This is a genomic window from Rhodococcus sp. WS1, assembly GCF_003797745.1.
Lineage (GTDB): Bacteria > Actinomycetota > Actinomycetes > Mycobacteriales > Mycobacteriaceae > Rhodococcus_F > Rhodococcus_F erythropolis.
Genome location: NZ_RKLZ01000001.1, coordinates 2,273,191 through 2,285,378 on the forward strand (window position 1 = coordinate 2,273,191; position 12,188 = coordinate 2,285,378).

Below are 12,188 nucleotides of genomic sequence, written 5' to 3' on the forward strand. Positions count from 1 at the left end.
CACCCAGTAGAGCAGACGGTGGGCCCATGACCGAGTTACGTTCAGCGTTTCTTCAGCTTCTGATCGTCACACTGCATTCATGCCAGCAACTGTGTCGACCGTGCGAAACGTGGTCACCGAAGTCTTGACCGAGAGCACCACCGCAGAAATTGCGGTTGCCGCAATCGTGGTGGCAGCCGCGCTGTTCGCATTCGGTTCGATCTACCGGGCCTCCAGCGTTCGGTCAACAGCGCTACGCGCGTCCGGGCTCGCCCTCGCCCTGGTGACGCTCTCGATCCAGGTATATCGAAACGGGTGGTTGACGAGCTTCGACGGGCCGGTGACCGACTGGATGGTCGATCATCGGAGCGGCGCCCTCAACCAGATCGCGGTCGCCGTCACAGATCTCGGTAGCCCGGTCGCCACCGCGCTGCTCGGGATCACCTGCGGAGTGCTCATATCGTGGCGAGCGCGTTCGGTTGTTCCAGGTTTGATCGTGATCGGAACCGTTGGCGGTGCGGCAGTCGCCAGCACGGTAATCAAAGCGCTCGTCGGTCGCGAACGTCCGCCGACCAACATCCAAGTTCTTCTCGAGACCGGCCACTCGTTCCCGTCCGGTCACGTCACGGGCACAGCAGCGCTGTTCGGCATTGCGGTTCTCGTTGTGAGCGTCGACCGAACACCGGCCGTCAAACGACTTCTGATGCTGCTCGCCGTGACGGTCACCGTTGTCGTCGCGCTCACTCGCCTCTACTTGGGAGCTCACTGGCTCACCGACGTCGTTGCCGGAGCTGTCCTCGCGACGCTTGCCGTCACTGCGGGTGGAGCAGTCTTCCGGTTCGTCGGCACGCACAACCAGTCCGAATCAACTACTGCTGCAGTGCGCTCTGCAGAACCTTCAGCACTTCACGAGCCGCAGTCGGCCCGGTATTGAGGTAGAAGACGTCGTCGTCGACAGCAACGGCATGGTTGGCAATCACCCCACGTAACTGCGCCCACAACGGCGCGTTGGTCAACGTCGCCGGGTCCCCGCCTTGCACTCCGTAGAAGATCCAATCAGCGTCCGCGACGTTCAACTCTTCCTCACTGATGTCTCGGGAGGTGTCGTCGAATTGCTGCGACTCCGGACGCGTCAGGCCGGCATCCTGGGCGATACTGCCGGTGAACGAAGGAATGCCGAAGATGCGCAAGCGATTTCCGTTCTGGCGGGTGAACGACACTGTCGGCGGCGACGAAAGGGACGCACCCAAGGCCGCGGCGTCGGCGTTGAACGTATCCAGCAGTGCCGTCGCCTGCTGCGTCTTACCTACCCCGTCGGCAACCAGCAGGAAGTCCTGCTTCCAGTTGACGCCGGTCCCCTGCGTTGCCACGGTGGGCGCAATTGCCGAAAGCTGGTCGTACAGCGAATCAGCATCCTTCCCTGCAACATTCATCAAGATCAGGTCAGGATCGAGCTTGACGATCGCTTCGAAGTTCGGTGTGAAGCGCCCACCTGCGTCGGCGACATCACCTAGCTGGGTGCGGAATTCGGGGTATGCGGCCAACAGGTACGGCGGCACCAGGTCCGCACCGTCACCACGAGTCGAAGCCGCAGGAACGACGCCGAGAGATAAAAGCGCATCTGCTTGCCCGGTCGAAATGACGACAACCTTTTCGGGCTGCGATTCGATCGTGGTGTCACCTTTGAAGTGTGAAACGGTACGAGGGAATTCGCCGTCCGACTTTCCGCTCCCCATTCCAGCCGGGACTTCTCGCGGAGCGACAAACGCAGAGTCCGCCGGAGTCGACGCACTGATGTCAGTGTCCGTGGGCGAGGCGTCGCTCGAGCAGCCACTGAGAGCTGCCACCAATGTCAGTGCGCCGATCAGCATTACACTGCGTGACTTCTGTCCAAAATTCATGATCGTGTCCCGTACGTCGTGAAGCATGACAGTTTCATCTACCGTCATGGTTAGGTGACCCTACCCTTTGAGGAACTGTAAACTATATCTGTGTCAGATACAGTTTTGGGGCGTGGATCACACGAGGTCGATCGCTACTCTGATCGCGTGCCCACTGCGGAAGAAGCATCGAGATCACTCATCGCTGCGGCGTTCGAATTGCGTCGAGCGCTGCGTGAATACATGGATACGTCGGGTACCGACGCGACTTTGCCAGAGGCACAATCCGAGGTACTTCACGATGTCGCGCACCATCCCGGCACTCGCATCGGGGCCGTGGCCGATCGCCTCTCCAGACGCCCGAACACCGTCAGCACGCTGGTGCGCATCCTCTCCGACAAGGACCTGATCGAGCGGCGACCCGATCCCACAGACGGCCGGGTGAGCACGCTTTTCGTGAAGGACGAGCGAAGCGCGCGCCGGGACCGTCGGTCCGAACTACGCATCGGCGTCCTGGCCCAAGAACTGACAGCCCTCGACGAAGGCGACCTCGACACATTGACCACTGCCATCGGCATCCTCGACCGAGTCAATCGATCACTGCGAGTTCACGCACCGCGATGATGCCACTCAGGTGACTTTCCCACTCTTCTCGTAAACGTCGGCAAAACGCCTCATCTGCTCCGTGATGCCCGTCAGGCTGTACCCCGTACGCAGTTCTACCGAGGCAACCTGGCCCGAAACCACAGCCGGAAGCCTGGTGAACGTCGGCGAATTGAGCTCCGGTGCGTCAGACCACGTCGGCGGAATCAGGAGGAGATCGGCCGGAAAGACGCCCGGCTCTTCCCAACTCGCTGATGCCCAGAAACCGTCCTCGCTGTCCAGCTTCGCGAATTCGACGCCCTTCGTTTCGAGAATACTTCCGAGCGGAGTCCATCCCGGCACCGCGTAGTCAAGGCTCGACTCCAACGGAATCACGTATGCAACAGAGATATTCGTTCGCGATGTGGCCAATTCACGCACCCGGTCACCGAGCGCACTCAACTCTTCCCGTTTTGCCGCGTAGACCGGCGAGGTGTCGGTGCCGCCGATACCCTGGACCAACGAACTGAAGTTGTCCAACGCCGCTTGCGCCCCGTCGGTGATCTTGACACCTGCAATGGGAGCAACCTCTTCGACGCGAGCGATATCGTCGCCCCAGATGCTGCCGAAGTTTCCGCCGTTGTACGAACTCCAGATGTCGATGACCAGATCCGGGTCCACTGCCAGGAGTTTCTCGGCACTGATATCTGTGTCGGTCTCGCTGACATGGGCAATTCCACTGAAGTCGAATGCATTCAACGTGGATTCGTCGAGCCTGGAAAAGCCGATGATACCGACTGGAACGACCCCGTATTCGAGTAGCACCGGCGCGGTGTCCGCCGTCGCCACAATGCGTTCAGGGATCTTGTCGAGTGAAATCTGCTGACCACGCGCATCGACATACGTCCACGCATCACCGTCGGACTTCGCGTCGGTCGTCGAGGTGCCACATGCTGCCAGCACCGTCGAAAGTGCCACTGCCACAGCCATGAAGATGGCCCTGCTACCGCGTTTCGAACGCGACGCAACAAAATCGATCACTTCTGCCCCATGCTGTCGAGCGGGTTTCGGGCGAACCCCGAACCCGGAAAGTAAAGTAAGCCTCGCCTACATGGCTAACGGTAGAGCGGATCAGGGGATGACGCAATCGCGGAGTTTTGTCAAAGAATGTCGAAATCGGATCAACGATCCGCGTTCTTTCGAAATGCCATCGGCGTGACACCGGTGGACTGTTTGAAAGCGGCGACGAAACTACTGGGCGTCGAGTATCCGATCTGCTCTGCCACGTCGGCGACCGCAACACCTTGGCCGAGTAGGGACATCGCCACGTTCATCCGAAGCAGTACTCGCCACTGACCGAAACTCACGCCGGTGTCCACCTTGAATCGACGAGCCAAAGTGCTGGTGCTGACGCCGATCTCGTTCGCCCAGTCTCCGAAACTGCGTGGGTCCTCCGGATGGGACAACAGGTCGCGCGCAATCCGCCCGACCGGGCCCGAATCGGGGATCTTCATCGCTCCGCGCTCGTCGCCGGGAACAACGAGGTCGAAGAACACTCGCTCGGCGCGGCGCCTCGCGTCGTCCGACATCTCGCGAGCACTCAGATGCAGAAACAACTCGTAGAGTAGCGGCGTGCCGTGTACCGCAACCGGGCGATCACCGAGCGAAGGCCCCTGCCCTACAGCGCAATACACCGTCAGGAACTGCGCACCCGCGGCAACGCGCACCGAGTGTCGATGCAGTGCCGGTATCCACAGCCCTCGTCCCGGCAACAATGTCCACATCTGGGCGCCCGAGCGAACAACCACAATGCCGGAACGAGGGAACAGAATCTCGTTCGATCGGTGCGCGTGGGTTTCCCATGTCACCGGTTGATCAGCACTCGACGCACCACCCCACAGAACCAAATCTTCGGGCTCGTCGTCTAATTCGTGTTCAGATACCACCAGCTCGTCGCTCGACGGCACGCCCCACCGGAGCCAATCACCGTCGACCTCGGATTTTGTCCGCCTCACGTCTACATCCCTGGATCGACCGTCGTCTGTCCAGGTGACTGTAACCGCTACCCACGCAGAGCAGGTGCGGCAGGAAGTTGATCCCACCGCACCTGACCCCGAGTCGCCGCTCTAGTTCATGTCGTTCGCAATGATGTTCTCGATATTCCGTTCGGCCAGAGCGGTGATGGTGACAAACGGATTGACTCCGACATTGCCCGGAACGAGGGATCCGTCCATGACATACAGTCCCGGGTACTCCGGCAGACGACCGTAGCCGTCGGTCGCCTTGCCAAGCACACAACCGCCGAGGGGGTGGTACGTCAACTGGTCGCCCCACGTCTGCACCGGACCGAAGAGGTCGGTCCGGTAGATCGTGCCTTCCTTCTTGTTGATCTTGTCGAAGAGTTTCTTCGCCATGTCGATCGACGGCTGGTTCTGCGAGCGCTGCCAATTCAAACCGACTTTGCCTGTTGCCGAGTTGAATTGGAACTGAGCACGTTGCGGATTCTTGGCAATCGCCAAGTACAGGCTGACCCACAGTTCGGTACCGGCTGGGAAGGGCGCGATTTCCGCGAACACAGGAGCAGATGCGTCGGCCCAGTTGTCGATACCCATCACGGGGATCGCCGACTGCTTCGCGCCGGTGGCGTCCCACATGTGATTGGCGCGACCCACCATCACGTTGCCGTTGTGCCCCCATTCCTGCCCAACCGCACCCGGCAAATTCGCCAGCTGCCCTTGTGCTTTCATCGCGACCAGGAGCTTACTGGTACCGATACTGCCGGCCGCGAAGAAGACCTTGTCCGCGGTCACCGTCTTGGTGCCGACGGTGTTGCCCTGCTCGTTGATCTGGTTCATCACCACTTGATATCCACCACCGGTCGCGGCCGGCGCAACCGAGGTCACGACGTGCAGCGCCGAGATCGTGAGCTTGCCGGTGGCGGATGCCGCAGCGAGGTACGTCTTGTCCAGAGACTTCTTTCCCGCGTTGTTGCCGTAGATGACCTCACTCACCAGGGCAGACTTGGTGACCTGACCAGCAGCTTCCTGCTTCATGTAGTTGAAGTCGTAAACATTCGGCACGAATGTTGTTGTGTAACCGGATCTCTCAGCGGTCTTTCGCCCGGTTCGTGCAAACTTGTAGTACTCGGTCGACTCGAACCAGGCCGGGTCGATGTTGTTGACTCCGAGCGCAGCGTTGGCCCGCGGGAAGTACGTCGAGTACATCTCGTTGGAATCGACCCCGGGCAGGATCTCTTCGAAGTAGTTGCGCTTGGGTGTGACGGCCATGCCGCCGTTGACCAGCGACCCGCCGCCGACCCCTCGGCCTTGATAGACCTTGATCCCGCCGAAGTCCTCGGCGTCGAGAACGCCGACGTAGCGGCTGATGTTCTTGTCCACCGAGCCGCCGGAGAAGTGTGAAACCGGTTGAACTGTACGGTCTCTGAGCCAGAAGGAACGTCCGTCCGGTGAGAGCATCGGGCAGAAGACCTTGCCGTCGGACCCCGGTGTGGTCCACGACTTCCCCATCTCGACCATGTGTGTGTCGATGCCGGCCTGCGTCAGCCGAAGTGCCGCAACGGCTCCGCCGTACCCGCTGCCGATCACGAGCGCAGGGACACGGTCTCCGTCGCTCAATGCTCGCCTGGGCGCAGCGGCGGCCGTAGTCCACGAGGACGAGAGCGCAGCGGCGCCCACAGCTAATCCTGTTGCTGCCAAGAAGTTTCTACGCGAGAGCGTGGAATTGGTACGTGCGTGCCGTTCGTTGGATCCAGCGCGAATGCTCAAGTGTGCCCTTCTCTTTCCGTGACCCCCGCGCTGAGATATACCGGGAGAAACCGAACGAGAAGTCCATACTCGTGGGTAACTTCGAGGAACCGTTGATTTTCCATGAAAAGGGCCGATGAACAGAAAGTTCACCGGCCCTCCGAAAGAACGAGTCAGGGAAGAGAGATGCGCCCTTCGACGGCGCCAAGTCCGATGTCCGTGCGGAAATGACCGCCGGGAAGCTTGACGTCGGCGATCTTTGCGTAGGCGTCGTCACGCGCTTCGGTCAGATCCTTGCCCACTCCGACAACACTCAGCACACGCCCGCCGGCCGAGACGACGGCTCCGTCTTCACGCTTTTTGGTACCGGCATGCAGGACTCCGTCGGCGTCGGCTCCGGTGATCACGTCGCCGGTGCGGGGGGTCGCCGGGTAGTTCTCGGCAGCAATCACGACCGTGACAGCGGAACCGTCGCGCCACTGCAACGGACCGACCGAATCGAGTGTTCCGGTCGATGCCGCATTGAGTAGACCGCCCAGCGGCGTTTCGAGGAGAGCAAGCACGGCCTGAGTTTCGGGGTCACCGAATCGGCAGTTGAATTCGACGACGGCCGGGCCGTCGACACCGATCGCGAGACCGGCGTAGAGAAGGCCGGAGAAACTGCTACCGCGTGCGACCAACTCGGCAGCGACGGGCTTGACGACGTCGTCGACGATCTGCGTGACCATCTCGTCGGGCAGCCACGGCAAGGGTGTGTACGCGCCCATGCCGCCGGTGTTGGGTCCGGAGTCTCCGTCGCCGACGCGCTTGTGGTCCTGAGCCGGGAGCAGTGGGATCACAGTTTCACCGTCGACGAGGCAGAAGAGCGAAACTTCGGGACCGTCGAGGAAGGATTCGAGAAGAACCGGGTGCCCGGTCTCGAGCAGTTCAGCGGCATGATCGCGCGCGGCGAGACGATCCGTCGTGACGACTACGCCCTTGCCCGCGGCCAGCCCGTCATCCTTGACCACCCAGTTGGGACCGAAGCGGTCGAGTGCTTCGTCGAGCTTGGCCGGATTGTCGACGATCTCGCTGTGAGCGGTCTTGACGCCGGCGACAGCCATCACGTCCTTGGCGAAAGCCTTCGAACCCTCGATGCGGGCGGCGTCGGCCGAAGGACCGAAGCAGGCGATACCTGCTGCGCGCACCGCGTCTGCGACGCCGAGGACCAGCGGAACCTCGGGTCCGATGACGACGAGGTCGGCTTCGACCTTCTGGGCCAGCGCGGTAACCGCGTCACCAGAGGCGACGTCGACGGGGTGCTGCTCGGCGATTTTTGCGATCCCGGCATTGCCAGGCGCGCAGATCAGGGCCGTGACACCTGGATCGCGAGCAAGAGAGAGAAGGAGGGCATGTTCACGGGCTCCGGAGCCGATTACTAGTACGCGCACGGGGAACAGACTACGGCCTGCGATAACAGCGCTCTCGGAGTGCCACTGACGGGGCCAAGGTCCCAGCGTTCGACCTTTGTGCGAAATATCCGTTTCGAGATGAGATCATATGAATACCTGAATAGGTGAACAGATGTTTTCGGACACCTGTCCACCAAGGAAAGGACACCCGTGAAACTCCACAAACCAGGCGTTCTGACGCTCACCGCAACCGCCGCAATCGGCGCACTTCTGATCACGTCGTGCAGTAGCCCGACTGGCACCGGCTCCTCGGGCAACAACGACGGCCTGGTCTTGGCCGACGGCTACGAACTGGGCGGCTACAACCCGGTCGCAGGGTTCGGCGCTGCCGGTGAGGCCAAGATGTACGACGGTCTCGTCCGGCTCACTGGAGGCACCGGTATGCCGGGATTCGAGCCGTCTCTGGCCGCGGAGATGCCCACGGCCAACGCCGACGCGACAGTCTGGACGGTCAAACTCCGCGACGGGGTCTCCTTCTCCGACGGATCGACCTTCGACGCCGCCGACGTGGTTGCCACGTACAAGGCGATCCTCGATCCCGCTTCCGCCTCCGAAGCGCGGTCGTCGTACGACATGATCAGCGACGTCGTGGCCGTCGACGACAGCACAGTCGAGTTCCGCCTCGCCTACTCGTATGCCCCACTGCTGACGAAGATGCTGATCGGCATGGTTCCATCGGAGTCCCTCGCGACACCCGGGCTTGCCGCCGAATCGCCGTTGAACACCGCACCGGTCGGTACGGGTCCGTACACACTCGTCGACCTCTCACCGGATCGAGCGGTCTTCGAGGCGAACGAGAACTACTGGGACGGTGCGCCGGAGATCAAGAAGCTCACTCTCCTCTACGTTCCTGACGACAACACCCGCGCCCAACGTATGGTGTCCGGCGAGATCGACGGAACCAATCTCCCTCCACTGCTTGCCAATACGTTCTCGGGCAAGGACAACATGTCCGTGACGGCCCATCAGTCAGCAGACTGGCGCGGACTCTCACTCCCGACGAACAATCCCGTGGCAGGCGACAAAGCCGTGCGGATGGCGCTCAACCTCGCCGCTAATCGCCAGTCGATGATCGACAACGTCCTGGGCGGACACGGCCGCGTCGCCGCCACTCCGATCCCCGAGGTCTACGGCGATTCGTACAACCCGAACGCAACCTTCGCCTACGACCCGACCCAGGCCGAGCGAATACTCACCGAAGCGGGCTGGATCGAAGGTGCCGACGGAATCCGTTCGAAAGACGGTCAGCGGGCGCAGTTCACGATCATGTACAACTCCGTCGACACCGTTCGACGCGATCTCGCTCAGGCATTTGCCTCCGACGCTCTCGCTGTCGGCATCGAGGTGGACCTCGAAGCACTCTCCTGGGACCGCATAGACCCTCGAATCAACCAGGATTCGACGCTTCTCGGTGGCGGCGACGAACCTTTCGACCCCGACACACAGGCGTACGACGCGCTGAACTCGAAGTACATCGCGCCCGGGGTCGGCAGCATCTACGACAACGCCAGTGACTACTCCAATCCAGCAGTCGACGCAGGCTTGGAAGTAGGACGCCGCAGCCTGGATCAGGCAACGCGTGATGCCGCGTATCGCGACGTACAGCAGGCGTACGTCGAAGATCCCGGATTTGTCATCCTCGTGTTCCTCGACCATACGTACGTGTCGAAGGATTCCGACTGGCAGATGTCCGGAACGGTACTCGAGCCACACTCACACGGTGTGACCTGGGGTCCGTGGTGGTCACTGCAGACGTGGGCCCGAGGGCAATGACAGCGGTCGACGTTCGGCCAGACGCGGGGCCGACACGGGGCCACCGTGACAACTCCCGCCGAAAGGCCATCCTCACGATGGTCGGTCGGCGGGTGTTGTTCATCGTGCCGGTCATCGCCGTGGTGTCCGCGGGACTCTTTGCCGCCGCCGCGATCTCACCGTTCGATCCACTGGTCGGCTACCTCGGCACGCGATACATGACGACAAGCGACGCGGACAAAGCGTTGATCGCCGACCAGATGGGTTTCGACAACCCCTGGTACAGCACGTACTGGAATTGGCTCCAGGGTGTGTTCACCGGCGATCTCGGGATCTCCAGATCGTTCAATCAGCCTGTTTCCCAAGTCATCTTCGAACGTCTGCCATGGACCTTGCTGCTGGTCGGGATCTCACTCCTCATCGCGATTCTCGCCTCGCTGACACTCGGTGTTCTCGCCGGAATCCGCAGTGGAGGATTCCTGGACAAGACCGTGTCCGGGCTGAGCGTCGTAGTCCAAGGACTTCCGCCGTTTGTCTTGTCGCTGGGTGCCATCGCGCTCTTCGCGTTGACTCTCGGCTGGCTCCCGGTCGCCGGACTGACCGACGGGGGCGCCGATCCCACACCGGGACAGGTGATCCGGCACTTGGTCCTACCGGTTACGGTGCTCGCCATTTCGCAAATGCCGTGGCTCCTACTCGCCGTCCGAGAGTCCGTCGTGGGTTCGAAAAGTGAGGGATTTGTCGCCGGCGCGGTAGCACGCGGTATCCCGACGCCGACCATCACGAAGCGCCACATACTGCCCACATCACTGGCACCTTTCGTCAACATCGTCGGCGTGCGGTTGCCCGAGCTGATAGTCGGGGCAGTGCTGGTGGAAGAGGTGTTCAGTTGGCCGGGGATCGCCGGCGCCATCGTCTCGTCAGCCCGTGACCTCGACATGGCACTGCTCGCGTTCCTCACCGTCGGTACGACATTGACGGTCATGCTCGGCTCACTGCTTGCCGACGTCCTCGTTGCAGTCCTCGACCCGAGAGTGAGTACCGATGGCTGAACGACGCTTCAAGATCGCCCTCGGCGTGCTGATCCTCGTTGCGCTGTACGCGGCGTTGGTCCCATGGTTGGCCGACGTCGACGACCGAGTCACAGACTTCTCGGCGGCTCGCCTGGCTCCGTCGTTCGATCACCCGTTCGGAACTGACTCGGCGGGCCGAGATCTATTCGTGCGCATAGCTGCAGGCATCAGAACCTCACTTCTGATCGCACTCGCCTGCGCGCTGCTCGCCACGGTGATCGGCGTCGCCGTCGGCACTACGGCCGGACTGGTCGGCGGCTGGGTGGACAGGTTCGTCATGCGCGGCACCGATGCCGTCAACGCGCTCCCCCACCTGTTGCTCGGCATCGTCATCGTCGCGATGTTCCGTGGAAGCATTGCCGCCATCGTGCTTTCGATCGCACTGACCCACTGGACCCAAGTGGCCCGGATCATCCGCTCAGAGATCTTGAGTCTGCGCGAGCGTCCCTACATCGACGCCGCCATTCTCGCGGGAGCAAGTCGACGTCACGTGATCATGCGCCACCTCGTGCCGGCGACGGCGCCACAGGCCTTGATCGCAGTCGTTCTCCTGCTGCCCCATGCCGTCTGGCACGAATCGACACTATCCTTCCTGGGGTTCGGTCTTCCCCCGCACAAACCCAGTCTCGGGACGCTTCTCGAAGAGGCACGCAGTTCTCTACTCCTCGGCGGTTGGTGGACACTTGCATTCCCCGCCGCAGTCCTTGTGATCGCCACCGTCGCTGTTGCAGTTGCCGGTTCGGCCCTGCGGTCGATGCTCACGCCCCCTCGACCTTCGGAGCTACGACTGTGAAACGCGGCCTACGCATCAAATCCCTCACCGTCAGGATCCCTTTGCCCGGAGGATCCGTAGTCCACGCTGCGAGCGACATCGACCTCGACGTTCCAGCCGGCACGGTGACCGCGCTTGTCGGCGAATCCGGGTGTGGCAAGTCGATCATCGCCACCTCGGTCATGAACATGTTGCCGCCGAATGCTTCTCGAACCGGAACGGTCACCGTCGGTACAGCGGACCTCGAGTTCGACGTCTTCTCCGGCACCGCGTTCCGTGGGCGTCACGTGGCTCTCGTTCCACAATCCGCCGCAACACATCTCACCCCCGTCCGGACTGCGCGATCGCAGCTACAGGAGACGATCGACGCACTCGGCAGCGATCACACTTGCGACGCCTTGGCACTTCGCGTCGGACTCGAACCGTCGGCCCTGGACTGTTACCCGCACGAACTGTCGGGCGGCATGGCGCAACGCGTTGCCATTGCCGGTGCGCTGGCCGGGAATCCATCGGTGATCGTCGCAGACGAACCCACCGCCAACCTCGACCGCGAACTCACCGACCACGTCATGGGATTACTTCGAGAGTGCGCTGACTCCGGGGCGGCTGTCCTGCTCATCACCCATGACCTTGCATCACTCACCCGCAGCGATGTCGCGGATCGACTTGCCGTCATGTACGCATCACGCATCATGGAAACCGGTCCGGCGGCTCTGGTGTTCCAAGATCCGCTTCACGACTACACCCGAGACCTGCTCGGCGCCTTGCCATCCCGAGGCTTGACTCCTATGCCCGGATCACCACCGCAACTCACCGATCTCCCCGATGACTGCGTCTACCACTTACGACGCCCGGAGTCGAAACAATCCGGTGGCCCGACCGAACTGGTCACACTGGGTGACCGCACGTACCGAACGCTGCGGAAGGTGGGCTGA

At 61.9% G+C, this 12,188-nt stretch carries 11 protein-coding genes; 6 read left to right on the forward strand and 5 right to left on the reverse strand.

Annotation, left to right across the window (positions count from 1 at the left end):
• Positions 1–79: 79 nt before the first annotated feature.
• Positions 80–913 (forward strand): phosphatase PAP2 family protein, encoded by an 834-nt coding sequence (locus tag EEB12_RS10510; RefSeq protein ID WP_153213272.1) that lies wholly within the window; start codon positions 80–82, stop codon positions 911–913.
• Here the strand turns inward: EEB12_RS10510 and EEB12_RS10515 are convergent.
• Positions 849–1,928: an ABC transporter substrate-binding protein gene (locus EEB12_RS10515; protein ID WP_258537476.1), complete on the reverse strand. Its 1,080-nt coding sequence runs from the start codon at positions 1,926–1,928 to the stop codon at positions 849–851. The two genes, EEB12_RS10510 and EEB12_RS10515, sit on opposite strands and share 65 nt — an antisense overlap.
• A gap of 99 nt (positions 1,929–2,027) precedes the next feature.
• Between EEB12_RS10515 and EEB12_RS10520 the strand changes: the two genes are divergently transcribed.
• The gene (locus EEB12_RS10520; protein WP_019747049.1) at positions 2,028–2,483 is read left to right on the forward strand and encodes a MarR family winged helix-turn-helix transcriptional regulator; all 456 of its coding nucleotides are present in this window, start codon (positions 2,028–2,030) and stop codon (positions 2,481–2,483) included.
• Positions 2,484–2,489: 6 nt separating this feature from the next.
• On the opposite strand, the gene EEB12_RS10525 is transcribed toward EEB12_RS10520, so the two are convergent.
• The 4 genes from EEB12_RS10525 to purD all read right to left on the reverse strand — a co-directional run bounded on the left by EEB12_RS10525 (position 2,490) and on the right by purD (position 7,635).
• Positions 2,490–3,431 (reverse strand): ABC transporter substrate-binding protein, encoded by a 942-nt coding sequence (locus EEB12_RS10525; protein WP_141487738.1) that lies wholly within the window; start codon positions 3,429–3,431, stop codon positions 2,490–2,492.
• 191 nt (positions 3,432–3,622) lie between these two features.
• A complete protein-coding gene (locus tag EEB12_RS10530) occupies positions 3,623–4,456 on the reverse strand; it encodes a helix-turn-helix domain-containing protein (RefSeq protein WP_031332880.1) in 834 nt (277 codons plus the stop codon).
• 111 nt (positions 4,457–4,567) lie between these two features.
• Positions 4,568–6,136, reverse strand: a complete 1,569-nt coding sequence (locus EEB12_RS10535; protein WP_201026968.1) for a GMC oxidoreductase — start codon at positions 6,134–6,136, stop codon at positions 4,568–4,570.
• Between the two features lie 242 nt (positions 6,137–6,378).
• Positions 6,379–7,635, reverse strand: coding sequence for a phosphoribosylamine--glycine ligase (gene purD / locus EEB12_RS10540; RefSeq protein ID WP_021333105.1), 1,257 nt, complete (start codon positions 7,633–7,635; stop codon positions 6,379–6,381).
• Between the two features lie 171 nt (positions 7,636–7,806).
• On the opposite strand from purD, the gene EEB12_RS10545 reads away from it, so the two are divergent.
• From EEB12_RS10545 to EEB12_RS10560, 4 genes are read left to right on the forward strand one after another with little or no spacing between them, the layout of a single operon-like run.
• On the forward strand, positions 7,807–9,429 hold the full coding sequence (locus EEB12_RS10545) for an ABC transporter substrate-binding protein (RefSeq protein WP_141487739.1): 1,623 nt from the start codon (positions 7,807–7,809) through the stop codon (positions 9,427–9,429).
• Positions 9,426–10,460, forward strand: coding sequence for an ABC transporter permease (locus EEB12_RS10550; RefSeq protein WP_029254541.1), 1,035 nt, complete (start codon positions 9,426–9,428; stop codon positions 10,458–10,460). The genes EEB12_RS10545 and EEB12_RS10550 overlap by 4 nt, the downstream gene beginning before the upstream one ends.
• Complete coding sequence (locus EEB12_RS10555; RefSeq protein ID WP_020906350.1) at positions 10,453–11,274, forward strand: ABC transporter permease; 822 nt, start codon at positions 10,453–10,455, stop codon at positions 11,272–11,274. Before EEB12_RS10550 ends, EEB12_RS10555 begins: the two co-directional genes overlap by 8 nt.
• Positions 11,271–12,188 (forward strand): ABC transporter ATP-binding protein, encoded by a 918-nt coding sequence (locus EEB12_RS10560; protein WP_141487740.1) that lies wholly within the window; start codon positions 11,271–11,273, stop codon positions 12,186–12,188. The genes EEB12_RS10555 and EEB12_RS10560 overlap by 4 nt, the downstream gene beginning before the upstream one ends.

What these genes read in the sequence shown, in the direction of transcription:
- EEB12_RS10510 (WP_153213272.1), top strand. Translation starts at nt 80, where the DNA reads ATGCCAGCAACTGTGTCGACCGTGCGAAACGTGGTCACCGAAGTCTTG.
- EEB12_RS10515 (WP_258537476.1), bottom strand. Translation starts at nt 1,928, where the DNA reads ATGACGGTAGATGAAACTGTCATGCTTCACGACGTACGGGACACGATC.
- EEB12_RS10525 (WP_141487738.1), bottom strand. Translation starts at nt 3,431, where the DNA reads ATGGCTGTGGCAGTGGCACTTTCGACGGTGCTGGCAGCATGTGGCACC.
- EEB12_RS10550 (WP_029254541.1), top strand. Translation starts at nt 9,426, where the DNA reads ATGACAGCGGTCGACGTTCGGCCAGACGCGGGGCCGACACGGGGCCAC.
- EEB12_RS10555 (WP_020906350.1), top strand. Translation starts at nt 10,453, where the DNA reads ATGGCTGAACGACGCTTCAAGATCGCCCTCGGCGTGCTGATCCTCGTT.